Annotated in this window: 23 protein-coding genes and 1 pseudogene; 14 read left to right on the top strand and 10 right to left on the bottom strand. The window is 60.6% G+C overall.

The genetic code is table 11. From position 1 onward, the window contains the following. Positions 1 to 2 precede the first annotated feature (2 nt). Both JMV15_RS26050 and JMV15_RS26045 read left to right on the top strand, forming a co-directional pair. The gene (locus JMV15_RS26050; RefSeq protein ID WP_038449830.1) at positions 3 to 821 is read left to right on the top strand and encodes a sugar phosphate isomerase/epimerase family protein; all 819 of its coding nucleotides are present in this window, start codon (positions 3 to 5) and stop codon (positions 819 to 821) included. Between the two features lie 48 nt (positions 822 to 869). Then, entirely contained in the window at positions 870 to 1,832 is a 963-nt protein-coding gene (locus JMV15_RS26045) for a Dyp-type peroxidase (protein ID WP_038449832.1), read from the top strand. Here the strand turns inward: JMV15_RS26045 and JMV15_RS26040 are convergent. Further along, on the bottom strand, positions 1,829 to 2,701 hold the full coding sequence (locus JMV15_RS26040; protein ID WP_038449834.1) for an undecaprenyl-diphosphate phosphatase: 873 nt from the start codon (positions 2,699 to 2,701) through the stop codon (positions 1,829 to 1,831). The genes JMV15_RS26045 and JMV15_RS26040 overlap by 4 nt on opposite strands. Positions 2,702 to 2,748: 47 nt before the next feature. Here JMV15_RS26040 and JMV15_RS26035 point away from each other — a divergent pair, with 47 nt between their 5' ends. After that, a complete protein-coding gene (locus tag JMV15_RS26035) occupies positions 2,749 to 3,387 on the top strand; it encodes a GNAT family N-acetyltransferase (RefSeq protein ID WP_014718092.1) in 639 nt (212 codons plus the stop codon). Here JMV15_RS26035 and JMV15_RS26030 read toward each other — a convergent pair. Next, on the bottom strand, positions 3,365 to 4,309 hold the full coding sequence (locus JMV15_RS26030; protein ID WP_038449836.1) for a GlxA family transcriptional regulator: 945 nt from the start codon (positions 4,307 to 4,309) through the stop codon (positions 3,365 to 3,367). The genes JMV15_RS26035 and JMV15_RS26030 overlap by 23 nt on opposite strands. A 166-nt stretch (positions 4,310 to 4,475) precedes the next feature. Here JMV15_RS26030 and JMV15_RS26025 point away from each other — a divergent pair, with 166 nt between their 5' ends. After that, on the top strand, positions 4,476 to 5,153 hold the full coding sequence (locus tag JMV15_RS26025; protein WP_019817311.1) for a type 1 glutamine amidotransferase domain-containing protein: 678 nt from the start codon (positions 4,476 to 4,478) through the stop codon (positions 5,151 to 5,153). 78 nt (positions 5,154 to 5,231) lie between these two features. Further along, entirely contained in the window at positions 5,232 to 6,362 is a 1,131-nt protein-coding gene (locus tag JMV15_RS26020; protein ID WP_038449838.1) for an alkene reductase, read from the top strand. 185 nt (positions 6,363 to 6,547) lie between these two features. On the opposite strand, the gene JMV15_RS26015 is transcribed toward JMV15_RS26020, so the two are convergent. After that, positions 6,548 to 7,546, bottom strand: coding sequence for an NAD(P)H-quinone oxidoreductase (locus tag JMV15_RS26015; RefSeq protein WP_038449840.1), 999 nt, complete (start codon positions 7,544 to 7,546; stop codon positions 6,548 to 6,550). 183 nt (positions 7,547 to 7,729) lie between these two features. Here JMV15_RS26015 and JMV15_RS26010 point away from each other — a divergent pair, with 183 nt between their 5' ends. Continuing rightward, positions 7,730 to 8,116 (top strand): DoxX family protein, encoded by a 387-nt coding sequence (locus JMV15_RS26010; RefSeq protein WP_014718097.1) that lies wholly within the window; start codon positions 7,730 to 7,732, stop codon positions 8,114 to 8,116. Between the two features lie 52 nt (positions 8,117 to 8,168). On the opposite strand, the gene JMV15_RS26005 is transcribed toward JMV15_RS26010, so the two are convergent. From JMV15_RS26005 to JMV15_RS25990, 4 genes are all read right to left on the bottom strand, one after another. Continuing rightward, complete coding sequence (locus JMV15_RS26005; RefSeq protein WP_014718098.1) at positions 8,169 to 8,987, bottom strand: alpha/beta fold hydrolase; 819 nt, start codon at positions 8,985 to 8,987, stop codon at positions 8,169 to 8,171. Between the two features lie 93 nt (positions 8,988 to 9,080). Continuing rightward, positions 9,081 to 10,472, bottom strand: coding sequence for an alginate export family protein (locus JMV15_RS26000; RefSeq protein ID WP_014718099.1), 1,392 nt, complete (start codon positions 10,470 to 10,472; stop codon positions 9,081 to 9,083). Beyond that, complete coding sequence (locus JMV15_RS25995) at positions 10,469 to 11,365, bottom strand: VOC family protein (protein ID WP_019817307.1); 897 nt, start codon at positions 11,363 to 11,365, stop codon at positions 10,469 to 10,471. Before JMV15_RS25995 ends, JMV15_RS26000 begins: the two co-directional genes overlap by 4 nt. Positions 11,366 to 11,603: 238 nt before the next feature. Next, positions 11,604 to 12,176 (bottom strand): LuxR C-terminal-related transcriptional regulator, encoded by a 573-nt coding sequence (locus JMV15_RS25990; protein ID WP_019817306.1) that lies wholly within the window; start codon positions 12,174 to 12,176, stop codon positions 11,604 to 11,606. 130 nt (positions 12,177 to 12,306) lie between these two features. Between JMV15_RS25990 and JMV15_RS25985 the strand changes: the two genes are divergently transcribed. The 8 genes from JMV15_RS25985 (at position 12,307) to JMV15_RS25950 (ending at position 21,174) form a co-directional block, all read left to right on the top strand. After that, positions 12,307 to 13,485, top strand: coding sequence for an acetyl-CoA acetyltransferase (locus JMV15_RS25985; protein ID WP_014718101.1), 1,179 nt, complete (start codon positions 12,307 to 12,309; stop codon positions 13,483 to 13,485). Positions 13,486 to 13,488: 3 nt separating this feature from the next. Further along, positions 13,489 to 15,018, top strand: a complete 1,530-nt coding sequence (locus tag JMV15_RS25980) for a class I adenylate-forming enzyme family protein (RefSeq protein ID WP_038449843.1) — start codon at positions 13,489 to 13,491, stop codon at positions 15,016 to 15,018. A gap of 33 nt (positions 15,019 to 15,051) precedes the next feature. Next, positions 15,052 to 16,371 (top strand): MFS transporter, encoded by a 1,320-nt coding sequence (locus tag JMV15_RS25975; protein WP_014718103.1) that lies wholly within the window; start codon positions 15,052 to 15,054, stop codon positions 16,369 to 16,371. 143 nt (positions 16,372 to 16,514) lie between these two features. Then, positions 16,515 to 17,063, top strand: coding sequence for a histidine phosphatase family protein (locus JMV15_RS25970; protein ID WP_019817304.1), 549 nt, complete (start codon positions 16,515 to 16,517; stop codon positions 17,061 to 17,063). Positions 17,064 to 17,198: 135 nt separating this feature from the next. Further along, entirely contained in the window at positions 17,199 to 18,686 is a 1,488-nt protein-coding gene (locus JMV15_RS25965) for an AAA family ATPase (protein ID WP_130175625.1), read from the top strand. Then, complete coding sequence (locus tag JMV15_RS25960; RefSeq protein WP_019817302.1) at positions 18,683 to 19,633, top strand: hypothetical protein; 951 nt, start codon at positions 18,683 to 18,685, stop codon at positions 19,631 to 19,633. The genes JMV15_RS25965 and JMV15_RS25960 overlap by 4 nt, the downstream gene beginning before the upstream one ends. Positions 19,634 to 19,691: 58 nt before the next feature. Further along, the gene (gene cobF, locus JMV15_RS25955; protein ID WP_034133834.1) at positions 19,692 to 20,447 is read left to right on the top strand and encodes a precorrin-6A synthase (deacetylating); all 756 of its coding nucleotides are present in this window, start codon (positions 19,692 to 19,694) and stop codon (positions 20,445 to 20,447) included. 10 nt (positions 20,448 to 20,457) lie between these two features. After that, positions 20,458 to 21,174 carry an alpha/beta hydrolase gene (locus JMV15_RS25950; RefSeq protein WP_038449847.1) on the top strand — a complete coding sequence of 239 codons (717 nt, stop codon included), beginning with the start codon at positions 20,458 to 20,460 and terminating at the stop codon, positions 21,172 to 21,174. 133 nt (positions 21,175 to 21,307) lie between these two features. On the opposite strand, the gene JMV15_RS25945 is transcribed toward JMV15_RS25950, so the two are convergent. The 3 genes and pseudogenes from JMV15_RS25945 to JMV15_RS28835 all read right to left on the bottom strand — a co-directional run. After that, positions 21,308 to 21,862 carry a DcrB/PsbP domain-containing protein gene (locus JMV15_RS25945; RefSeq protein ID WP_014718107.1) on the bottom strand — a complete coding sequence of 185 codons (555 nt, stop codon included), beginning with the start codon at positions 21,860 to 21,862 and terminating at the stop codon, positions 21,308 to 21,310. Between the two features lie 72 nt (positions 21,863 to 21,934). After that, positions 21,935 to 23,746, bottom strand: a complete 1,812-nt coding sequence (locus JMV15_RS25940) for a monovalent cation:proton antiporter-2 (CPA2) family protein (protein WP_038449849.1) — start codon at positions 23,744 to 23,746, stop codon at positions 21,935 to 21,937. 26 nt (positions 23,747 to 23,772) lie between these two features. Next, positions 23,773 to 23,886 (bottom strand): annotated as a pseudogene (locus tag JMV15_RS28835) (outer membrane lipoprotein carrier protein LolA); the annotation flags it as partial. Between the last annotated feature and the right edge of the window lie 103 nt (positions 23,887 to 23,989).

Raw genomic sequence — 23,989 nt, 5'->3', positions numbered from 1 at the left:
CCATGCGCCAGTTGTTAGTATTCCAATCGATGTGGGCCATGCAAACCGAGCCCGGCAGCCTCGAAGCGCAACTGGACCGCATCGCCGCCGCCGGTTACGACGGCATCACCGACCATTACTGGGCGCCGGCATCGGTGCAGCGCCTGCACGCGGCGGCCACGGCCAGTGGCCTGCAGATTGAAGGGCAACTGTTCCCGCAATCGGTGGATGATCTGGCCAGGGCATTGGAGGTGATCAGCCGTTACGGCTGTCACCACCTCACCTTGCAAGCCGACGTGCGCCCACGTACCCAGGCCGAGGCGGCCAGGCTGATCGACGGCTGGCAACGCCTGGCCGAACAGGTGGACTTCCAGATTTTGCTGGAAACCCACCGTTATCGGCTCACCAACGACCTGTTGTTCACCCTCGACCTGCTGGCACAGATGCCCGATCTGAAACTGCTCGCTGACCTGTCCCACTACGTGGTTGGCCGCGAGTTGCCCGAGCCCGGCAGTGTGGAAGACGACGAACAGGTACGCACCATCCTGCGTCACAGCTGGGGCTTTCATGGCCGCATCGCCAGCAGCGAACAGGTGCAGGTTGGCCTGGATTTTTCCCAGCACCAACCGTGGGTCGAGCGATTTACCGGCTGGTGGCGCTATGGGGTCGAACACTGGCTGGGCCGCGCTGACACCCCGCAGAGCCTGTCCTTCACTTGCGAGTTGGGCCCGCCACCCTATGCGATTACCGACGCACAGGGGCGCGAACTCACCGATCGCTGGGCCGAGGCGCTCAAGCTCAAAGCCCTGATTCGCCAGGTGTGGGCCAGTTGCCATCGATGATCTGCTAATCTGCGCGGGTTCAAACCGCCCTCAGCCTGTGGAATGCCCATGAAAACCTGCCCCGTCCGTCCCCCGCTCGAACCGCAATCGGTGTGTCACCCGATCACCAGCAGCGCGATCTTCATGGTCGCCACCCTGGCGCCTGATGCGGTTGAAAACGTGCGGGCCTGGTGCGCCGACATCGCAGGCCTGGTGCGCTCGGTAGGCAAGCGCGTGCCCTCGGGCAACCTGACGTGCGTTTGCGGGTTTGGCTCGGATGCCTGGGACCGCCTGTTCGGCGCGCCGCGCCCGGCGGCCTTGCATCCGTTTCGCGAGTTCGGTGTGCAAGGGCGCAAGGCGGTGTCGACCCCAGGTGACATCCTGCTGCACATCCGTGCCGAGCAGATGGACCTGTGTTTCGAGCTGGCAACCCAACTGATGGCCGCCCTGGGTGATAGCGTGAAGGTGGTGGATGAGGTCCAGGGCTTTCGCTACTTCGATATGCGCAGCATCATCGGTTTCGTCGACGGCACCGAGAACCCGGTGGGGCGCAAGGCCGAGGCGTTTACCCTGGTGGGCGATGAAGACCCTGAGTTCGAAGGCGGCAGCTATGTGCTGGTGCAGAAATACCTGCACAACATGACCGCGTGGAATGGCTTGACGGTGGAGGCTCAAGAGAAGGTGATCGGGCGCACCAAATTGTCGGACATCGAACTGGACGACGACGCCAAGCCGAGCAACTCCCACAGCGCCCTGACAGTGATCACTGACGAGGACGGCGAGGAGGTGAAGATCCTGCGCGACAACATGCCCTTCGGCCGCCCTGGTGCCGGGGAGTTCGGCACCTACTTCATCGGCTATGCACGCTCGCCGCAGCCGTTGGAGCAGATGCTGGAGAACATGTTCATCGGCCGCCCGGCCGGCAACTACGACCGCTTGCTCGACTTCAGCACGGCCGTGACCGGCGGCCTGTTCTTCGTGCCCTCGGCCGACTTGCTCGAAGAGCTGGCCGACCGCGAACCGGTGGCTTAACTCAACAACCCGGTGCTGACCGCCACAATCAGGAAGATCCCCAGCAGCGCACGGTAGATCACGAACGGCCAGGTGGAGAAACGCTCCAGAAATTTCATCAGGCCCCAGATGGCAAAGAACGCCGAGATGCTGGCCACCACCAGGCCAAAGATCAAGTGCGGCCAGGCGTGGGCGGGTAGGTCGGCGCGCAGCAGCACCCACAACTCTTTCAAACCGGCCAGGGCGATGGCCGGCAAGCCTAACAGGAAGGAAAACCGCGCCGCTTCTTCGCGTTTGAAATTCAGGAACAGCGCCGCGGTCAACGTGGAGCCCGAACGCGATACGCCCGGTATCAACGCGCCAATCTGTGCAACCCCCACGATCAGGGCATCGCGCAGGCGCATTTGGCTCACGTCGCGTGTATGCCGGGCACGCAGTTCGGCCACTGCCAGCAGCACCGCCATCACCACGCAGGAAATGCCGATCACCATCAGCCCGCGCAATGGCGAGTTGCAGGCATTCAAGGTCGACGACAACGCCAGCCCGGCGATGCCAATCGGGACGGTTGCCAGCACAATTGCCACGGCGAGCTTGAACCAGCGGTCGTTGTAGTCGCCCCGGCGTACCGCACTGATGCTGCCCGTGGTGACCTGGCGCACATCGCGCCAGAAGTAACTGACCACTGCTGCCAACGCCGCCAATTGCATGGCTGCGGAAAACGCCGAGCCAGGGTCTTGCCAGCCGAGCAGGGCGGGTACCACGCGCATATGGGCGGTGGATGACACCGGCAGCAATTCAGTAATGCCCTGGATCACCCCAAGGATGAAGATTTGCAGGTAATCCAGGGAGGCAAAGCCCACATCCAGGCCGGCGGTACAGACGTTGGTCAAAATACGTGTCCTTGAGCAAAAGGGGGAACCGGCGAAGTTTATTCTAAATGTTTCAGGATTTCGGCCAGGGCAACCGCTATTTGCAATCGGTTCAGCCAATAGAAAGGATTCGCCAGGCCATTGGCGTGGGCAGCACTTTTGTGAACAATGGCGCCCTGCGTTTTTCCACCGAGAGCCCCATGCCTGAAACCACCGTCGAATTGATCCAGACCGGCCCCGAAGAAGCCGAACTGATCCGCAATCTTTACCAGTACTACGCCTACGAGTCTTCGGACTGGGAACAGGAAGATGTCGAGGCCGATGGGCGTTTCTACATCCACGACGAACACTTGGCCCGCTACTGGAGCGACCCGCAATGGAGCGCCAACCTGCTGCTGGTAGACGGCTACATCGCCGGCTTCCTGTTGATCGAAGGCAGCGAACTGCCGGGCATCGACGCCCTGGAACTGGCCGACCTGTTCATCCTCAAGCGCTACCGCCGCAAGGGCATCGGCCGCGCCATCGCCAGCCAGGTGCTGTGCAGCGGCGCGGCTAATTGGCTGGTGCGATTCTATGATCAGGACGAGGTGTCCCAGGCGTTCTGGCGCACCGTGCTGGATAACCTGCCGCGCCCGGTGCAGAGCATTGAATTGGACGATGACCCGCAGTTGGTGAACTACCTGATTACCCGGGCATCGCTGCATTAAAAGCCTGCTGCATCGCCTGGGGCGGCTGCCCGAAGGCCCTGAGGAACGCCTGGCGCATGCGTTCGCGATCACCAAACCCGGTTTCGCGGGCCACCACCTCTACCGGGTGACGGCTGATTTCCATCATCGCCCGCGCAGCTTCCACCCGCAGGGCTTCGATGGCTTTGGCTGGGGTTTGACCGGTTTCTTCGCGAAACACCCGGCTGAACTGGCGGGGGCTGAGCCGGGCAACGTCGGCCAGGGCGTCCACCGACAAATCATGGGTGAGGTTTTCACGGGCATAGGCCAGGGCCAACTGCACGCGGTCGGACTTTGGGTCCAGTTCCAGCAAGGCCGACAGTTGCGACTGCTCGCTGCCGCGGCGCTGGGCAATCACCAGCTTGCGTGCAATGCGCCGGGCCAGGCCGCTGCCCAGGTCGTCCTCCACCATCGCCAGCGCCAGGTCGACCCCGGCGCTCATGCCCGCACCGGTCCACACCTGGCCGTCGACAATGAACAACTTGTCTTCTTCCAGGTGGATATCCGGATAGCGTTTGCGAAATGCCGGCGTATGGATCCAGTGGGTGGTGGTGCGCTTGCCCGCCAGCAGGCCTGCCTCGGCCAGTACAAATATGCCCATGCATAAGGACGCCACCCGGCGCGACTGCGCGGACGCGGCCTTGACCAGCTCCAGCAGGTTGGCTTCCGGCAGGCGAAACTCCAGGTAGCCGCTGACAATCAAGGTGTCATAGCCCTCTGGGCGCAGCGCGCTGGTGTTCACCGAAAAACCCTGGGAGGTCATCACGGCGCCGCCGCTTTCCGACACCAGGTGAAACTCATAGGCCGGCTCGCCGCGCAGCAGGTTGGCGCACTCGAACACCGAGCCCAGGCTGAGGCTCAACGACTGGAAATTCGGGTAAACCATCAGCGCAACGCTGTGCATTACATCTCTCCAAGGGGCGGGGGAGAGGCGATTGTCGGCGCGTGCCCGGCAAACGGCAACCGACTTTGGTGCATGTCCGCAATCCTTGCGGATATGACATTGTGAGCCACTGCCTCGCTGCCTAACATGAGACAACTGTTATTCACACCGACCGAGGCACTGGAAAATGAAAGTATTAATGGTACTGACCTCTCACGACCAGCTTGGCGATACCGGGCGCAAGACCGGCTTCTGGCTCGAAGAATTCGCCGCACCTTATTACGCGTTCAAGGACGCTGGCGCCGAAGTGGTGTTGGCTTCCCCGGCCGGCGGCCAGCCGCCGCTGGACCCCAAGAGCGATGAACCGGATGCGCAAACCGAGCAGACCGAGCGCTTCGGTAAAGACTCGGCTGCGCAGCAAGCCTTGGCGACCACCGTGAAGCTGGACTCGGTCAACGCCGCCGACTTCGACACCGTGTTCTACCCAGGCGGCCACGGCCCGCTGTGGGACCTGGCGGAGTCGCCGGTGTCCATCGCGCTGATCGAAGCCTTCGAGCGGGCCGGCAAGCCCATCGGCTTTGTCTGCCATGCACCGGGTGCCTTGCGTCACGTCAAGGCGGTTAACGGTGAGCCGTTGATCAAGGGCCGCCGCGTCACCGGGTTCTCCAACTCGGAAGAGGCCGCTGTGCAGTTGACTGAAGTCGTGCCGTTCCTGATTGAAGATGAATTCAAAAAACTGGGCGGCCAGTATGAGAAGGGCGCTGACTGGCAATCCTTCGTCCTCGTCGATGGCTTGCTGGTGACTGGGCAAAACCCAGGCAGCTCCAGCGAAGTGGCCAAGGCCCTGCTGACACTCTGCGCTTAAGTTAATCAACCGATCTACACGGTGGCGACTCCCAGGAGTTGCCACGGTTTTCGTTCGTCCTGAATTTGGAATATCGCCGTGCCTGACTGCATCCTGAACACCCCGATCAAGCTGGGGAATCACCGCTTGAACAACCGTGTCGTACTGCCGCCGCTGACCCGCCAGCGCAGCGCCCAGCCGGGTAATATCGCCACCGACCTGATGGCCGAGTATTACCGTCAACGGGCCAGTGCCGGGTTCATGGTCAGCGAGGGGACGCAGATCGAACCCCGGGGCCAGGGCTACGCGTGGACGCCGGGTATCCATACACCGGCGCAAATCCAGGGTTGGCGCAAAGTCACTGCAGCGGTGCATGCCGAGGGCGGTGTGATCTTCGCCCAGCTATGGCATGTGGGGCGGGTGTCCCATCACGCGCTGCAACCTGACGGTGGTGCACCGGTGGGGCCGTCTGCACTGGCGGCGTTGCAAGCCAAAGCCTTCATTGAAACCGGGCCGGGTGTGGGTGAACTGGTGCAGCCACCGGTACCCCGCGCCTTGACCGCGCTGGAAATCGAAGAGCTGGTGGGGCACTACGCCCAGGCTGCACGCAATGCCCTGGACGCCGGGTTCGACGGTGTGGAAATCCACGCGGCCAACGGCTACCTGGTCAACCAGTTCATCTCGGCCCATTCCAACCTGCGTGAGGATGAGTACGGCGGCTCGCTGGACAATCGCCTGCGCTTGCTGCGCGAGATTGTCGAAGCGGTGTGCAAGGTGGTGGGGCCGGAGCGCCTGGGCGTGCGCTTTTCGCCGCTGTTCAGTGGCACCGACCAGGACCGGGTCTACATCGGCCTGGTGGAAGAAGACCCGCACCTTACCTATATCGAAGCGATCAAAGTGCTGGAAGCGTCGGGCATCGCCTATGTGTCCATCGCCGAAGCCGACTGGGACAACGCGCCCGACCTGCCCGAGACTTTCCGCCAGGCCGTGCGCCGCACCTTCAGCGGCAGGATCATCTACGCCGGCCGCTACACCGCCGAGCGCGGCGCACGGCTGGTAGAGGCCGGGTTGGCGGACCTGATCGCCTTTGGACGGCCCTTCATTGCCAACCCGGACTTGCCCCAGCGGCTGTTCAATGGCTGGCCATTGAATGCGTTGAAGGCCGAAGGCTTGTATGGCGGGACAGAGGCGGGGTATGTGGACTATCCGGTGTATGCCCAACAGCCGTGATAGCCCATGATGGCCTGTGTTTTATCCAGTGTGGGAGGAGGCTTGCCCTAACGCCGGTCAGTTAAACGAACGCTATGCTCGAAGCAATGAAGATCAAATGTGGGAGCTGGCTTGCCTGCGAAAGCGGTCGTGCAGTAACAGATACAGTGACTGACACACCACCTTCGCGAGCAAGTCGAATCGCCTCACTTCACCCGCAACACAATCTTGCCGATATGGTCCCCACCTTCCATCCGCGCATGGGCCTGGGCGGCGTCGGTGTAGGCGTAGACCTGGTCGATCATCGGTAGGCAGCGCCCGGCACTGAGTACCGGCCACACGTGTTCGCGCAGTTGCTGGGCAATCTCGGCCTTTTCTTCCCGGGTGCGGGCGCGCAGCAGTGAGCCGGTGATCACCGCGCGCTTGCCGAGGATGGTCAGCAGGTCGACGTCGTTGGCCTTGCCGCCACCGAGGAAGCCGAGGATCACCAGGTGGCCGTCCATGCCCAGGGCCTTGAGGTTATTGTTCAGGTACGAGGCGCCCATGATATCGAGGATCACGTTGACGCCTTTGCCGTCGGTCTGTTTGGCGATGACCTCGGCAAAGTCCTGTTCGCGGTAGTTGATCGGCTCGGCACCGAGCTTGGCAATCGCCGCGCATTTGTCGGCGCTGCCCGCCGTGGCGAATGCCTGGATGCCGAACTCCTGGCAGAGCATCAACGCGGTGGTACCGATGCCACTGGTGCCGCCGTGGATCAATGCGCGCTGGCCCTTATGGGCACCGCCGAGGCCGAACAGGTTGGCCCAGACCGTGAAGAACGTTTCTGGCACGGCAGCGGCCTGAATCCAGTCCATGCCCGCAGGGATCGGCAGCGCCTGGCTGGCCGGCACCGCGCAATACTGCGCATAGCCGCCGCCATTGGTCAGGGCGCAAACCTTGTCGCCCACGCTGTATTCGTTCACGCCAGTGCCCAGCGCCACCACTTCACCGGCCACTTCCAACCCCGGAATCGGGCTCATGCCGGGCTTCATCGGGTATTTGCCCGCGCGCTGCAAGGCGTCTGGGCGGTTGACCCCGGCGGCGTGCACGCGAATCAGAATCTCGCCTGGCCCGGCCACTGGCACGTCGGCGCTGCACGGCTGCAAGACCTCGGGCCCGCCAGGGGTGGTGATTTCGATCAGGGTCATTTCTTGGGGAAGCGTCATGGAAAAATTCCTGTAGCGATGAGCGTATGGGTTGGGACCGTAGCGCGGGGTCGGCAGTTCAGCAAGATCATGCCGGGTTCTTTGGGCAATGCAAACGCAGGATTTCAGCACAAGCCTGCAAGTGCGGCGACGCGACGTTGGACACACTGACTGCCGGTCATTTTCGACGCAAACAGGTGGCATATGAACCAAGCAAGAAATCAGGATATCGGGCTGTTGTTTCTGCGGGTCAGCGGGGCGTTGTTCCTGCTGTGGGTGCATGGGTTGCCCAAGTTGTTCCACTACAGCGAGCAATTGAAGCTGATCGAGGACCCGTTTCACCTGGGCGCCCATGTCACGTTGCTGCTGGCGATCTTTGCCGAGGTGCTGTGCCCGCTGCTGATCATCGCGGGCGTGCTGGTGCGCCTGGCGTGCCTGCCGATCCTGGCGGTGCTGGTCATCGCGTTGCTGGTGGTGCACCCGGAGTGGACGCTGTTCGAAGGTCAGTTCGGCTGGCTGCTGTTGATCATCTTTACCAGCATCCTCATTGCCGGGCCGGGCCGGCTGGTATTGGCTCAGCGCTTTGCTTGAACAAAAAAAGGCCGGGCGAGCCCGGCCAAACAAGGAGAGGATGTTTCAAGGTTCAGCGGTTCAGGAACCCCAACAGGTCTTCATTGAGCTGTTGAGCGTGGGTCACGGCAAACCCGTGCGGCGCATCCTTGTACACTTTCAGTTGTGCGCCCTCGATCATCTGCGCCGCGACTTTGCCGGTGGTGTCGAACGGCACGATCTGGTCGCCGTCGCCATGGATCACCAGGGTCGGTACGTCGATCTTGGCCATGTCCGGGCGGAAGTCGGTTTGCGAGAACGCGGTGACGCAATCCACGGTCGACTTGAGCGAGGCAAGCATGGCGATCTGCAGGGTCTGGCTGAGCACACCCTCTGAAACGTGCTGGCCTTTATTGAGACCGAAGAACGGCGTGTTGAAGTCGCTGATGAACTGCGCACGATCCTTCAACAGGCCTGCCTTGATGCCATCGAACACCTCACCAGGCACGCCTTGGGGGTAGTCGGCTTGCTGGCCGAAGATCGGCGTGACCGCGCCCAACAACACCAGGCCGGCGACACGGGCACTGCCGTGGCGGGCGATGTAGCGCGCCACGTCACCGCCACCCATGGAGAAGCCCACCAGGGTCACGTCCTGCAGGTCCAAGTGTTCGATCAACTGGGCGATATCGTCAGCGAAGGTGTCGTAGTCGTTACCGGTCCAGGGCTGGTCCGAGCGGCCAAAACCACGACGGTCAAAGGCAATGGTGCGAAAGCCACGGCTGCTCAGGTATTCCATCTGGTATTCCCACATGTCCGCATCCAGCGGCCAGCCGTGGCTGAACAGCACGGGCTTACCGCTGCCCCAGTCCTTGAAGTAGATCTGGGTACCGTCTTTGGCAACGAATGTGCTCATCTGAAACTCCTTGCAGGGCTGAAAAAGGGCGGTGAAAAAACCGCATCACTATTGCCGTAAACCTGAGCCGAGGCTTGTATGGGTGTGCTTGTCTCACCAACTGAACTTGAGCTCCATGCCCAGGTAATTGCTGTCGTGTCCACCGGCATCACGCAGGGTCTGGCCGACCGCGTAGTGCACGGCCTCGACCGCACCGCTGAGGTTGGGCGTAAAGGCGTAGTCGGTGCGCAGTTGACCGTAGGCGCCGGTCCAGCGCTCACCTTGGCCCGCCGTGCCAGCCACGGGCAGGTTGGGCTGGGTGTAGACGGCGTCTGCGGTGGTCTGCCGCCACAGCAGGCCGACGGCGGTTTGCACGCTGAGCTTGGCGAGGGGCTTGACGGTAATCGACGGCTTGACGTGGATCAGGTTGCTGTAGCCGGTATAGCCCGCCAGGGAAAAGTAATAGCCATTGGGGAACAGCGGGTTGAAGGTGCCGACCCGGCCGTCACCGGCCTGGCGGTCACCGGAAGCGATATCCAGTTGCAGGCCGATACGCGGCTTCCAGGCCAGCGTGTCAAAGGTGTAGCCGGTGCGGCTGCCACCGGCCCAGGCGCGAATCGTCTTGCTACCCACCGAGCCCCGTTGCAGCATGGCTTCGACGTCCCAGTCGAAACCCTGGGCTGCGCCACCGAGGCGGGCGTCCAGCAACTGGCGCGTCTCTTCGCCGTCGGCGTCCAGGTAATGAGCGGCGCTGCGCTCGTACACGCCGTAATAGGCCGACAGCTCATTGGTGCCGCCCACCAGCCGCTCGACCCGCAGCATGTGGAAGCGCGCGTCGCTGTTGGACTTGTCGTCGAAATGCCGGCCATCCTGATACTGCACCGGTTGGCTGGCGATCCCGATAAAGCGCCATTGCGGCGTTTCCCAGTCCGCCCACAACGCATCGAAGGACTGCCGCACATTCGGGCCGTCCCGTGACGAGATGAAGCGCTGCAAGTCGAAGGCGAAATCCTGGCGGCCAGCCCGTGCCTTGAAGGTGCCGGCGCTGAAGGTCTTCACGTATTCGGCAAAGGCCAGGCGCAGGTCGACGCGGTTCTGGTCGGCACCGCCAATCGTGGTCTTGTCATAGGCCCGCACATCTTCCAGCTGGGTGAACAGCCGCCAGTGTTCGTTCAGGTGCAAGTCGGCGTGCACCTGAAAGCGCTGGATCAGGTAGCGGTCACGCGGTACATCCCGCACGCCGAACCCGCTGGCGTCGTTCATCTCGAAGCGTTCACGCAAGGTTGCGCCCAACGACAAGTAGGTGAACGGGTTGGCGGCGGACAGTGGGATGTACTTGAGGTTGTCCAGCGGTTGCGTGCGCAACGCCGGGTCCTTGAGCACAGACCAGTCCTCCTGCCAGCGGTTGGCCTTGATCACCGGGCGTACCGGCGGGTCGTCGGCCTGCACGCTGCCAGCAAGCAACGGCCACAGCACCGCCAGGCTCCAGCCTGCGTGACGAATCATTTTGCCGCGCTGAGTTGGTGGATTTCTGCGACATAACCGCCGGGGAACTCCACCAACGCACTGCGCCGACCTTTGCTGTCGAACGCCGGCACCAGCACGGTGGCACCAGACCCGGTGGCCTTGCCCAGGGTGGCGGCGAGGTCGTTGACCTGATAACCGGTGGTGTCGTGGCCGAACGGGTAGGGCAGTTGGCCGTTGGTGACCAGCACCGCCATGCGCCCGAACGGCGATTCGATATCCACGCGGCGGTAGTGGCCGCCGGCCTGGCCGACATCAACCCCTGGGGCGTGCTTGTCGTCGCTCACTACCTTGCCGTGGGAGAACCCCAGGAACGCCTTGATAAACCGCTCGGCGCTGTCGTGAGATACATACACACGGTTTTCCGGCACGGTGTCGAAGGCGGTGTAATCCGGGGTCTTGGTGTGCCAGTAGAGCTGCATGTTCACACCACCCGGCCACTGCACCACGGCATCACGGCCGATGGGGTCGGGGAAATCGCTGACGATCACATCGGCGCCATTTTCCCGCGCGGCCTTGAGGGCCACGTCCATGTCCTTGACCAGATAGCCGTTGCGTTCCTGGCCGAACGGGTGGGGTACGGGGGTGGTAAAGCCGAACAACGACACGGTGCCCGCCGGGGTCTGGAGCAATTGCGAGGTGGTGCTGCTCGGCACCGGCAGCACATTGACCACGACCTGGGGCGTGCTTTTGCCGCCGAAGGTGGCGAGGAAACTCTGGGCAAAACGGTCCACATCGGCCGGTGCCACATACACATGGCTGGTGTCGTATTGCGGCGCCACGGCCACGCTTGGGGTGGCGGCGAACGCGCTGTTCATCATCGCGCTTGCCAGCAGCGTCAATGCCAGCGATACCTTGGTTGTTGTGTTACCCATGCCCGTTCTCCAGCGCTTCTGAGGGTTCGAAAGCCGTGAGGTTAGGGGGGCAGGGCGGTGGGGAATTGTATGGACGTGCTCGGTTGAACGTTTCAGCTACCTGACGCCCCTCAATTTAAATGTGGGAGCTGGCTTGCCTGCGATGACGGCGTGTCAGTCACTGCATCTATGACTGCACGACCGCTTTCGCAGGCAAGCCAGCTCCCACATTTGATCTTCGCTGCTTTGGGCATTGCGGTCAGGCCACCATGATGATCTTCGATACCAATTCCACCACCGTCTTGGCCTGCAGTTTCTTCATCAACCGCGCCCGGTGCACCTCAACGGTGCGGTGGGAGATCGCCAGGCGCAGGGCGATTTCCTTGGATTTGAAGCCGTTGACGATGTGCATGGCAATTTCCCGCTCACGGGGCGTGAGGTCGCCGGTGCCCTGGTGCATGCGGTCCAGGCGTTCGAAGTGCCAGATCATCAGTTTGAATGGGTCTTTGGGGGTGAGGGTGTAACCGTGGGACTTGGCCCAGAACACTTCGCCGTTGTGGTGCTGCATGAAGCGTTCATCGGAATAAAAGCCGTTGTCGCTGTCGAGCAGCCAGTCATGGCTGCGCTTGCCGATGGCGTGGTAGTCGGCCTGGGACGGGTAGATCAGCAGGGTCAGCTGGTTGACCAGTGCGTCGCGCGCGTAGCCGAACAGCTTCAGAAAAGCGTCGTTGCAGTCGAGAATCACGCGGTCGCTGGTGACGATCTGCGGGGCAGGGGACAGCTTGAACGCCAGGCGTTCGAGGTCGGGAAATTGCTGGGCTAGCGCGGTCATGGGGCATCCTGCCTCGTTGTTCAATGCCCTGGGGCGCTACTTACCCGTGTAAGTAGTTACACGAATTGGCGCACGATCAGGGGTGGGTCATTGTAAGTAAAGTCCGAATCAAGAACAGAAGAAATTGATTATGCCTGCTGATTGCGTCTCCATTGTTGCCGCTGGTCACTCCCGCTTTGGTCGCCTGGAAGGCACGACGCTGGAAGACCTGATCGTCCAGGTGACCCGGGAAGCCCTGAGCGACGCCGAGATTGACGCGTCGCAAATCGATGCGTTGTTCCTCGGTCATTTCAACTCGGGGCTGGTGCCCGACGGGTTTGCCGCCTCATTGCTATTGCAAGCCGACCCCGGTCTGCGCTTCAAACCTGCCACCCGCTGTGAAAACGCCTGTGCGTCCGGCTCGGCAGCGATCCAGGCGGGGGTCAATGCGATTCTCTCCGGCAGCGCCGAGCTGGTATTGGTAGTGGGCGCCGAGAAGATGACCCACACCAGCACCGCCGCAGTCACCCAAGCCTTGGCCGGGGCCGGTTACCAGAACGACCCGGCCGAAGCCGGCCTGAGTTTCCCGCAGTTGTTCGGCCGCGCCGCCCGCCAATACGCCGAGCGTTACCACTGCCCGCTGGGCTCGATGGCGGCCATCGCCACCAAAAACCACTCCAATGCCATGGCCAACCCCTTGGCGCAGATGCATCGGGAGATGAATTTCGAGCACTGCAATAACGTCTCCCAAAGCAACCCGTTCGTGGCCGAGTCCCTGCGCCTGACCGATTGCTCGTTGATCAGCGATGGCGCCGCCGCCATCATCCTCGCCTCGCCCAAACGTGCGCGTGCGTTTCGTCGCGAGGTGCAGATACGTGCAATGACCCAGGTCAACGACACGCTGCCCATCGCCCAACGCGACATCCTCGCCTTCGAGGGCCCGCAGCGGGCGATTCACTCAGCATTGCGCGGCGCAAATGTGACCCTGGCCGACCTGAGCTTCGCCGAAGTGCACGACTGCTTCACCATTGCCGAGTTGCTGATCTACGAAGCCATGGGCCTGGCGCCCAAGGGCGAAGGCCATCGCGTGCTCGACAGCGGCGTGGTGCGCGCCGGCGGGCGCTTGCCGGTGAACCTTTCCGGCGGGCTCAAGGCCAAGGGGCACCCCGTCGGTGCCACGGGGGTGTCCATGCATGCCTTGGCGTTCCGGCAATTGACCGGCGAACCGATTGGCCTGGCGGTGCCCAACCCGGAGTTTGGCCTGGTGTTCAATATGGGCGGCATGGCGGTGGCCAACTACGCCTCGGTCCTGCAGGCACGCCGGAGCTGAGCCATGAACATTGCCAACTGGCTGCACGACACCCAGCGCCGGGCCCCGCAACGCCCGGCCTTGTTCGACGGCAGCGTGCAAGTGGCCGACTACGCCACCTTCGCCGCCCACGTGCGCCAACGCGCCGCGCACCTGGTGGAGCAGCATGGCCTGGTGCCGGGAGACGCGGTGGCGCTGCTGATGAAAAACAGCTGCGACTACCTGGAACTGCTCTACGCCATCTGGTGGATGGGCGGGGTGGCGGTGCCGATCAACGCCAAGCTGCACCCCAGCGAAGCGGCGTGGATTACCGATAATGCCGAGGCGCGGCTGATCTTTACCGACGGCGGCCAGGTATTTTCATCGCGGGATTTGCCCGTGCATTGCACGGAACTGGACGGCCACCCGCTGCCCCCCAGCCATGGTTGGCCCGGCCTGGAGCAGCCGGTGCCCCGCCAGGATCACGACCTCGCCTGGCTGTTCTACACCTCCGGCACCACCGGGCGTTCCAAGGGCGTGATGCTGTCCCACGGCAACTTGATCGCCATGTCGCTGTGCTACGCCACGGATGTCGATCAAGTGAGTGCCGACGATGCGGCGCTGTATGCCGCGCCCATGTCCCACGGCGCCGGCCTGTACAACTTTATCCATGTGCGCTGCGGCGCCCGGCATGTGGTGCCGGCTTCCCATGGCTTCGATGCCGCCGAGCTGTTCGGGCTGGCCGAGCACATGGGCGATGTGTCGTTGTTTGCTGCGCCGACCATGGTCAAACGCATGGTCGAGCAGGCGCGGCGCCAGGATTATAACGGCGCCGGCATCAAGACTATCGTCTACGGCGGCGGCCCCATGTACCTGGCCGACCTGCGCGAAGCAGTCGACACCTTCGGCCCGCGCCTGGTGCAGATCTACGGCCAGGGCGAGAGCCCGATGACCATCAGCGTCTTGCCACGCGCCTTGATCGCCGAGCGCCAGCTTCCCGACTGGGCCACCTTGGCCGCCTCGGTGGGCCACGCGCAAGCCTGTGTCGAGATCCGCATTCTTGATGCCGAGCACCAGCCACTGCCCACCGGCGAGCGCGGTGAAATCGCGGTGCGTGGCGCCACGGTGATGCAAGGCTATTGGCGCAACCCGCAGGCCACGCGCCAGACGCTGGTGGACGGCTGGCTGCTGACCGGCGACATCGGCTACCTCGACCCGGCCGGCTACCTGACCCTGACGGATCGCTCCAAGGACGTGATCATCAGTGGCGGCAGCAACGTGTACCCGCGTGAAGTCGAGGAAGTGCTGGCCCAGCATCCCGAGGTGTTCGAAGTGTGCGTGGTGGGCGAGCCGGACGCGCAATGGGGTGAGTCGGTGGTGGCCTTTGTCGTGACGCGCAGCGGCCAGCCGCTGGACGAAAGCGAGCTGACGGCCTGGTTCCTGGCGCGCATGGCCTCGTTCAAAAAGCCGAAAAAATATGTGTGGCGCAGCGATTTGCCGAAGAACAGCTACGGCAAGATTCTCAAGACCGACTTGCGGCATTGGCTGCAAACCGCGAGTATCGCCGCGCTTTAACATGGATCGATAATCAGACAAGGAGTCCCGACGATGGGCAATCCCGCACAAGACACCGTCCGCAAGCGCCGCCGTGCGTTTCTGGGCGCCACCTCCGGCCACTTGATCGAGTGGTACGACTACGGCGTGTATGGCTTTCTCGCGGTCTATATCGGCCAGGCGTTCTTCGTCTCCGATGACCCCACCACCAGCCTGTTGGCCAGCTTTGCCGCGTTTGCGCTGAGCTTCTTTATCCGCCCTCTGGGTGGGCTGTTCTTTGGCCCGCTGGCGGACAAGATCGGCCGGCGCAAAACCCTGATCATGGCGCTGGTGATGATGACCGGCTCCACGGTGATGCTGGGCCTGTTGCCGACCTACGCCAGCCTGGGCATCGCCGCACCGATCCTGTTGATTCTGGTGCGCTGCGTACAGGGCTTCTCGGCGGGCGGCGAAATCGGCACCGTCACCAGCTTTATCTCTGAATACGCCGGCCCCGGTCGCCGCGGCTTTGCCACCTGCTGGCTGATGGTTACCGCCGTACTCGGCCTGCTGCTCGGCGGCGCTGTGGCCAACGGCATGACCTGGGGGCTGGGCGCCGAGGTCATGCAGGAATGGGCCTGGCGCGTACCGTTCCTGATCGCCGCGCCCCTGGGCTTTATCTCCATGTACATCCGCCTCAAGCTCGAAGACAGCCCCGAGTTCCTGGCCCTGCAACGCGCCGGGCAAACGTCGCGGGCGCCGCTGCGCGAGGTCTGGCAGTGGAAGCGTGCGATTGCCCTGGTGTTCTTTATCATCACCTTGCACAGCTCGATTTTCTACCTGGTGCTGACCTTTGCCTCGACCTACATGGCCAAGATCCTCAAGTTCGACAGCGGCACCACCTTGCTGTACGTGTTCGTCGCCAGCTTCTCGGCGGCTTTCGTGATGCCATTTGGCGGGGCCTTTACCGATAAATACGGGCGCAAGCCGTTCCTGATGGTGATCGGCACCTTGGCGACCCTGGCGATGTTCTGGCTGTTCAAATCCGCCCCCACCGCCACCCCGGCGACCTTCTTCGCGCCGTTGATGGCGGTGGCGATTTTGTTCGGGCTGTACGCGTCGTCAACCTATGCGCTGATGAGTGAACTGCTGCCCACGCGCATTCGTTCCACCGGGATTGCGGTGGCCTATAACGTGCCGGTGGCGGTATTTGGCGGCAGCGCACCGTTGATTTCCACCTGGCTGATCAAGGTGACAGGCGACATTACCTCGCCGTGGTATTTCTACGTGGCGACCGGGGTGGTGTCGTTGCTGGCGTTGGTGGTGTTGCGCAAGGAGGATTTTGTCGCCAGCGGTCACTCCACGGCCGTGCCCGCCAGCGCTGCGCTGGCTTGAAGCACGAACACCCCGTAGGAGCGAGCTTGCTCGCGAAAAACTCATAGGCGCCGCGCTTATTCAGGCAGCACGCGTTATCGTTGACGCTTTTCGCGAGCAAGAACTATGCGTCCCCCTCGCTCCTACAGGTACAGAGAATTGCCATGCCGGCCACCCGCTTGACCCTGATCTGCCACGCCATCACGCCCCTGCAAAAGCAGGGGCGTTTCTCTGATGACGAATCCGTCACGATGGACTGGCAGGGCGCGGCCCTGTCCCTGGCCGGGCGCTACAAACAACAGGCACGCCTGGTGTGCGGCCCTGAAGTGAGAGCCCGTCAAACCGCGGGCTTGTTCGGCAATAACGCCCAGGTCGAACCCGCCTTACGCGACCTGGATGTCGGCATATGGAAAGGCCAGGCTATCGGCCAGCTCGACAGCGAAACCTTGAACACCTGGGCCACCGACAGCACCAGCGCAGCCCACGGCGGCGAGTCGGTGGGTCAGTTGTGCATGCGGGTCGGCCAATGGCTTAAATCCCTCGAAACCCAACCCGGCCATGTCATCGCCGTGACCCACCCGTTCGTCATCCGCGCGGCGATGCTGTACGTCATGCAGTTGCCTGTCTTGATGTTCTACCGGATTGATGTTGAGCCATTATCGTCGGTGGAGTTGCGGTTCAATGGGTATTGGCGGTTGCGGTTAATGGCGTGAAGTACGCATGCCTTACCGCAGGGCACAGACATGTGGCAAAATGGCATCACTTGTTGGTGCCATTGTCTGGCCCACGACACACGACTTTTTGAATTGCCCTAATGATTGACGGGCTGCGTAAGGGATTCTATGCAGATGAACAAGTTGATTGCGGTCAAGACAGGTACGAATAAATTTGAATTCGAAAATCAAGAGAGCCTGAAATGGAATGGCTTTTTTGATGTGGACACGATTCGTTTGATTCTGGGTAATAACGGTTCTGGTAAAACTGCCTTGTTGTGTGACATGGCAGCGTATATTTCATCGCCTGTCTCTACCCCTCGAAGAGCCGTTTATGATGATCGCGAAACATCTTCGGAGAAACTGTCTGACGAAGAGCTTGAACGTATTGGTGTAATTTACTTCTCTCCCGTTCCCTACCGGCGCCGGCTACCTTTTCGTAACCGATTCGTCGATGCTTCTCCTCGGTTTGGAAAGGTAGAGAATTCTGCGCGAGCCGAGCAGTTCTACCAAGTGGCCAGCGATCTGGAATTGAACGCAAGTTTGAGGGCAGAAGTATGTTATGAATTTGAGCTGTTCAAGACCGTGTTGGCGCCTGCGCTTGTCGTCATGAGCAATCTTGCCGGGTTTCAAACGGCGCACAAGCCGGTGATTACATTTTTATCTGAATACGCGAAAATTCAAAAAAAGCGCCAGTTTGTAAGCTCGGATTACTATGAGAATGAACGTTTGAACATCCAGATTGAGCGTTTGCTTGATACCTGCGTGCTCAGGTTGGAGCGTTTTGCTCTATCGAAACTTCCCCGTGGTAAAAGCAATAAGTTAGTAATGCTCGCTGCCTTAACGTCGGTGGCAAAAAAAATCCCTGATCATGATCGTATTGGGCGATTTTTCTTTAATTTTTTTGAACTCGCCAGCGATGGACGTTACGACGAAGATAAGGAAGTGTTCGATTTGCTGATGATGACTTATCGTGCCACGCTCAATTTTATAAAGGTTGGGGCGAAGGATGATATCCGCAAACACCCCCGGTCCTATTCATTTGCTATAGGCTCGGCAGAGGAAATCAAGCAGATAAAAATGTCGACCGCTGCAGTCGAAGTGCGTTGGACAGATCAAAGCTCGGGTGTAAGGGCCCTGGTTGACCAGTTTTTTTTGCTCCGCCAAGGTTTTGTAACCATGGCGGGAAAGAAATTAAAGCACGTCATGGTGCTTATCGATGAGGGCGATGCCTATCTTCATCTTGAGTGGCAGCGCCGTTATATTTCCTTGCTGAATAAATTCCTGGCAGGGGTGAAAGCGGAGTTTGACATGAAGATTGTGCAGGTAGTGGTTGCCACGCACTCCCCTGTGATAACGGGTGATTTTCCAGCGTGCATGGTAACTAACCTGGATGACAGGGTCACACCTCAGAATACGTTTGCAGCTCCATTGGAAGACATTATCCTGAACTCTTTTGGGACTGCTGCCATTGGTGAGTTTGCGGCGGAAAAGATAAATGCACTCCATCAGCGTCTTGAACAGGGCATTTCTTCGGCCTTGGATAAATTATTGCTTGAGAGCATTGGCGATATTGGCATCAAGGAAGCGTTATATCGTGCTCCGGAGAGGCGATACTCATGATTGTTAACATCGCGCGGGTGTGGGAGGACATCGCAGTCAGGCACAAATTATTCATGCTATGGAAGCTGCAAGGACTGACTGATGCCTTAAAAGGATTCGTCGGGCCGGCCATGACTCAGCATCGTCTTGTCGAGTTCTTGGATAAACACAGGGAGGCCATATGTGGGTGTGACCCGTTGGCGCTGCCGGGTGTGATTGTTGCCTTTAGTCAGACTTTTGCCCGTGTTGTTGATATTGACTATTTGAATGGTTTTTTCAAAAAGTATCTGTGCTATAAGGAGTTTTCAGCTAAAGAGAGGGTGGTCCTGTTAAAAAGATGGGACGCCTATGCATTGTGTACATCCATCCGATCGAAAATTTGCCCTTATTGCCATATAACGCCCATTGACACTTATGTAAGTCCTGATGGGTTGAAAGCGTACAGGCCAAATATTGATCATTATTACCCGCAGGCCGAATTTCCTTTACTAGCGTTAACCATGGGGAATTTCATCCCCTGCTGCGAAAAGTGTAACGGGCCACAAATGAAAGGCACTACCCGGTTTGACTTGACACCTCATCTGCACCCCTTGGTGGATGCGGAGAATATATCTTTCAGGCTTGCATATAAGGGCGGGGGGCTAGACTTGAATAAATTGAGACTTCAGGCTGACAGTACGTCCTACGAAATTGAGGTGATGGCAACCAATGGCACATGCCTGAAAGTGGATAATTCAATTGCGACCTTTCGCTTAGTCCCTCGTTATCAAGTCTGTGTACCCGATGCGCTATTAGTGGCGAAACGCTCCAGACTGGGGGGCAGATATAGGATGTTGACCAAGATACTGACAAAGTTGAATTTCTCTGACAAACACCCCTTGGGCTTTGATGAAACGAACGACAGTTATAAAAATGTGATCGCAGGTAAGCTCAAACTTGACATCGCCCGGCAGTTCAAGGTGATTTGACCCAGCAGGGCAACCCAGTAACATGGCAACATTTCACGCCCTGTACTGAGAGCACCCCATGAAACGCATCCTGATCATCGGCATTGGCGCCGGCAACCCTGACTACATCACGATGCAGGCCGTGAAGGCGCTGAACCGTACCGACGTGTTCTTCCTGATGGACAAGGGCCAGAGCAAGGACAAGCTGATCGACCTGCGCCGGGAAATCTGCGACACCTACATCACCGAACCCGGCTACCGTTTTGTCGAGGCCGATTGCCCGGAGCGGGTGCGTGGTGAAATCGACTACACCACCGCCGTGCAAGACCTCAACCGCGATAAGCAGCAGACCTTCGAACGCATGATCAACGAAGAAATGGCCGACGGCGAAGTCGGGGCGTTTTTGGCCTGGGGCGACCCGGCGCTGTACGACAGCACCATTCGTATCTTGCAGGCGATTCTTGCCAGCGGTCGCTGTGTGTTCGAGTTTGAAGTGATCCCCGGTATCACCAGTGTGCAGGCCCTGGCGGCGCAGCATAAGGTGCCGCTCAACCGTATCGGCAAGTCCATCGAAATCACCACTGGGCGACGGCTGGCGGCGGGACAGGCGAGTGATGCCGATACCCTGGTGGTGATGCTCGACGCCGAAGATTCCTACCGCAGCGTAGCGGATCAGGACCTGGATATTTACTGGGGCGCCTACCTGGGCACGCCGGACGAGATCCTGATCAGCGGTAAAGTGGCGCAGGTGGCAGAAGAGATCGAACGGGTACGCAAGGCGGCGCGCCTGGAAAACGGCTGGATCATGGACACCTATTTGCTGCGCAAACCCTGAGGTAAACCCGATGCTCAAACAGCTTGCCCTCGCCTTGGCCCTGGTGGCCGGCGCCGCTCATGCCGACACCGGCTTGCACACCGACTTGCCGTTGTCCTACCTGGAACAGACCCAAGGCGATGCGCGCAACCAGCCGCTGGTGATCTTCCTGCATGGGTTTGGCAGCAACGAGGAAGATTTGTTTGGCATCAAAGACGCGTTACCGTCTACCTGGACCTACCTATCAGTGCGTGCGCCACTGCCGGTGGAGCCGCAGGGGTATCGTTGGTTTACCAAGACCGATGAGCCTGAGTACAACGGCGAGACCGATGAACTGTTCAGCAGCGCCCGGCTGATCAAGGACTTTGTGCTCAAGGCCACCGCCAAGTACCACACCCAAAGTGATCGGGTGTTCCTGGTGGGGTTCAGCCAGGGCGCGATCATGTCTTACGAGGTGGCCTTGCGTGAACCCGAATTGGTACGCGGTATCGCCGCGCTCAGTGGCAGCGTGCTACCAGTGCTCAGGTCTGCGCTGAAACCGGATGCGGCGATGGGCAAGCTGGCGATCTTTATTGGCCATGGCACTTTGGATCAGGCGTTGCCCTTTAGCTCGGCCACGCAAGCGAACAAGGTGCTGGCGGGGTTGGGGCTCAAGCCGGAGTTTCATGAATACCCGGGGATGAATCACACCATCAGCGAAGCAGAAATCCAGGACTTAAAAGCCTGGCTTGAAAAAAGCCTGAAGTGAAATGCGCTTGAAAATGTGGGAGCTGGCTTGCCTGCGATAGCGGTGGCTCAGTAAAAGAATGAGTGACTGACACACCGCTATCGCGGGCAAGCCCGCTCCCACATGGGTTTTGTGTTGGCTGTAAAGAGGAGGGTCATTTGCCGCCTGTAATCTGCTTCACCAACTGCGCATGCCCCTTCACATCATCCGCCCGGGAAATGGCCTGAATCACCAGCAAATGGTTGCCCGAACCACCCAGGAATGTGGAGTTCAAGGTCTTGCCACCACCTTGGGTGGCGCTGCTGTCCACTTGGCGCAGGCCCAGGCCCTTGTAGGTGAGTTTCTTCTCGCCCAGTTTCTTGAAGTCAGGCAGGGCAGCGCTCTGGTCCTTGACGAAATCGGCCACGGCGCCGTCTAGGAACTGCGGGTCGTTATCCTGGATAGTTGCCCCATCGTTGCGCACGGTTTCGGCGACGATCACCACACTTTTCGTCGTCGAGTTAGCGTACAGGGTGCCTTGGGTGTCAGCGGTGCCGTCTTGCGCTGTGCCGGAGGGCAGGGTGTCGGCGCTGTAGGCCTTGGGCAGTTTGAAGGTGAACTTGCCACCCAAGGTGGAGATGGTCTGGGTGGTGGGCTTTGCAGCAGCGAATACGCTGCCGGCGGTGAGCGCGAGGGCCAGCAGCATTGCGGTCTTGGTGAACGTGGCCATGAAGCACTCCGGGGATGAACGAAATTGCGGCGTATTCTGTCAGAAAATTCGCAATCTCGTTCATCGGCCCCGTCACACTTTGTCGGAAGACTCTTCCTCAATCCTGTCCATTTCAAACAGGCGCGCCAGTTCCGCACGGGCTTCCTGGGCGGTTTGCATGACCTTGGCCGCGTCGTCGTACACCGCGTGTTGGGCGGCGAGTACCTGCTGGTCGTGGGTCTTGAAGCGGTTGATGCGCGCATCGGCCTGGGCCTGGCTCAAACCGAGGCCGACCAGGGTACGGCGGCTCATTTCCAGGCTGGAGTAGAAGGTTTCGCGCACCGGTGAAGCGTCCAGGTCCACCAGGCGGTGTACGTGCTGGCGGTTACGCGCACGGGCGATGATCTTCATGTGCGGGTAGAGGTTGCGCACCAACTCGGCGGTCTTGATGTTGATCTCTGGGTCGTCCATGGCGATCACGAAGAATTCCGCCTGATCGACTTTGGCCGCGTGGAGGATTTCCGGGCGCTGGGGGTCGCCGTAGAACACCGGCATACCGCCGAAACTGCGGGTCAGCTCGATGGTTTCCACCGAGGTGTCGAGGGCGATGAACGAGATGTTCTGCGCGCGCAGGATGCGCGCCACGATCTGGCCCATACGGCCCATGCCGGCGATGACCACGCGGGGCGCATCGCTTTCGATGGCGCGGTATTCCTCGGGTACTTCCACCGGCTTGACCTTGGGCTTGAACAGCTTCGGGCACACCAGCAACAGCAGCGGGGTCACGGCCATGGACAGCGTGATGGTGAGCACCAGCACGTCGTACAACTGCGGTTCGAACAGGCCCTGGTCGCGGCCGATCTTGAACACCACAAAGGCGAACTCACCCCCCGCCGCCAGCACCACGCCCAGGCGTAAAGCGCTTTCGCGGTTGAGGTCGCCCACCATCCGCCCGACGGCGTACAGCAGCGGCAGCTTCAAGCCGATCAGCAGCAGGGTCAGGCCGATCACCACCAGCGGTGTGCTGAGCAGCAGACTGAGGTTGGCGCCCATGCCCACGCTGATAAAAAACAGGCCCAGCAGCAGACCCTTGAACGGCTCGATCTGGGACTCCAGTTCGTGGCGGTATTCCGAATCCGCCAGCAGCAGGCCGGCGAGGAAGGCCCCCAAGGCCATGGACACGCCCACCAACTCCATCAGCCAGGCGGTGCCGATCACCACCAGCAACGCGGTGGCGGTGGACACTTCGCGCAGGCCGGTCTTGGCGACAATGCGAAACACCGGGCGCAACAGGTAGCGCCCGCCGATGATCACCACGGCGATGCTGCCCAGGATCTGCAGCACATGTTGCAGGCCTTGGGCCTCGGTGGTCGGATGATCGCTGCCGGCCAGCAACGGCACCATGGCGATCAGCGGGATGGCGGCGATGTCCTGGAACAACAGGATGGCAAAGGCCAGGCGCCCGTGGGGTTGGTTGAGTTCCTTGCGTTCGGCCAGGCTTTGCAGGCCAAACGCCGTGGAGGATAGTGCCAGGCCAAGGCCCAGCACGATGGCGCTGTTCCACGACTGGCCAAACAGCCACAGCGCGACCGCGCCCATCACCACACCGGTGAGCAGGACCTGGGCCAGACCGACGCCGAACACCGCCTTGCGCATCACCCATAAACGTTTGGGTGACAATTCCAGGCCGATGATGAACAGCAACAGCACCACGCCCAGTTCAGAAAACTGCGCCACGCTTTGCGGGTTGCCGATCAGGCCGAGAACAGACGGGCCGATGATCACACCGGCAAACAGATAGCCCAGCACCGCGCCCAATTGCAGGCGCTTGGCCAGGGGCACGGTCAGCACGGCGGCGAACAGGAACACCACGGCTGCTTGTAACAGGTTGCCTTCATGGGGCATTACGAACTCCAGCATTTGCATCGATCAACGGTAGGAGCGAGCTTGCTTGCGAAGAACGCAAGGGCACCGCGTTGTGTCTGGTTTGTCGCGTCATCGTTGAGGATTTTCGCGAGCAGGCTCGCTCCTACGGTGGGGAGGATAGGGCGCTATTAGAGCGCTTTTTCACATTTGGAAACTTGTATTTTTGACGCGACAGTCAATGGATGTTGGCGCTCATCCCATTCTTACACCGGTTTTACGAAA

Origin of the sequence: Pseudomonas paracarnis, from assembly GCF_904063055.1 — a bacterium.
Classification (GTDB): domain Bacteria; phylum Pseudomonadota; class Gammaproteobacteria; order Pseudomonadales; family Pseudomonadaceae; genus Aquipseudomonas; species Aquipseudomonas paracarnis.
The sequence above is the reverse complement of the archived record's forward strand: the minus strand, read 5'-3'. Positions and strand labels throughout refer to the sequence as shown.

Bases quoted from the DNA above. Each gene is read 5' to 3' on its own strand.
- JMV15_RS26050 (WP_038449830.1), top strand. From the start codon at position 3: ATGCGCCAGTTGTTAGTATTCCAATCGATGTGGGCCATGCAAACCGAG.
- JMV15_RS26045 (WP_038449832.1), top strand. From the start codon at position 870: ATGAAAACCTGCCCCGTCCGTCCCCCGCTCGAACCGCAATCGGTGTGT.
- JMV15_RS26035 (WP_014718092.1), top strand. From the start codon at position 2,749: ATGTTTCAGGATTTCGGCCAGGGCAACCGCTATTTGCAATCGGTTCAG.
- JMV15_RS26030 (WP_038449836.1), bottom strand. From the start codon at position 4,309: ATGCACAGCGTTGCGCTGATGGTTTACCCGAATTTCCAGTCGTTGAGC.
- JMV15_RS26025 (WP_019817311.1), top strand. From the start codon at position 4,476: ATGAAAGTATTAATGGTACTGACCTCTCACGACCAGCTTGGCGATACC.
- JMV15_RS26015 (WP_038449840.1), bottom strand. From the start codon at position 7,546: ATGACGCTTCCCCAAGAAATGACCCTGATCGAAATCACCACCCCTGGC.
- JMV15_RS26010 (WP_014718097.1), top strand. From the start codon at position 7,730: ATGAACCAAGCAAGAAATCAGGATATCGGGCTGTTGTTTCTGCGGGTC.
- JMV15_RS26005 (WP_014718098.1), bottom strand. From the start codon at position 8,987: ATGAGCACATTCGTTGCCAAAGACGGTACCCAGATCTACTTCAAGGAC.
- JMV15_RS26000 (WP_014718099.1), bottom strand. From the start codon at position 10,472: ATGATTCGTCACGCAGGCTGGAGCCTGGCGGTGCTGTGGCCGTTGCTT.
- JMV15_RS25995 (WP_019817307.1), bottom strand. From the start codon at position 11,365: ATGGGTAACACAACAACCAAGGTATCGCTGGCATTGACGCTGCTGGCA.
- JMV15_RS25990 (WP_019817306.1), bottom strand. From the start codon at position 12,176: ATGACCGCGCTAGCCCAGCAATTTCCCGACCTCGAACGCCTGGCGTTC.
- JMV15_RS25985 (WP_014718101.1), top strand. From the start codon at position 12,307: ATGCCTGCTGATTGCGTCTCCATTGTTGCCGCTGGTCACTCCCGCTTT.
- JMV15_RS25980 (WP_038449843.1), top strand. From the start codon at position 13,489: ATGAACATTGCCAACTGGCTGCACGACACCCAGCGCCGGGCCCCGCAA.
- JMV15_RS25975 (WP_014718103.1), top strand. From the start codon at position 15,052: ATGGGCAATCCCGCACAAGACACCGTCCGCAAGCGCCGCCGTGCGTTT.
- JMV15_RS25970 (WP_019817304.1), top strand. From the start codon at position 16,515: ATGCCGGCCACCCGCTTGACCCTGATCTGCCACGCCATCACGCCCCTG.
- JMV15_RS25965 (WP_130175625.1), top strand. From the start codon at position 17,199: ATGAACAAGTTGATTGCGGTCAAGACAGGTACGAATAAATTTGAATTC.
- JMV15_RS25960 (WP_019817302.1), top strand. From the start codon at position 18,683: ATGATTGTTAACATCGCGCGGGTGTGGGAGGACATCGCAGTCAGGCAC.
- cobF (WP_034133834.1), top strand. From the start codon at position 19,692: ATGAAACGCATCCTGATCATCGGCATTGGCGCCGGCAACCCTGACTAC.
- JMV15_RS25950 (WP_038449847.1), top strand. From the start codon at position 20,458: ATGCTCAAACAGCTTGCCCTCGCCTTGGCCCTGGTGGCCGGCGCCGCT.
- JMV15_RS25945 (WP_014718107.1), bottom strand. From the start codon at position 21,862: ATGGCCACGTTCACCAAGACCGCAATGCTGCTGGCCCTCGCGCTCACC.
- JMV15_RS25940 (WP_038449849.1), bottom strand. From the start codon at position 23,746: ATGCCCCATGAAGGCAACCTGTTACAAGCAGCCGTGGTGTTCCTGTTC.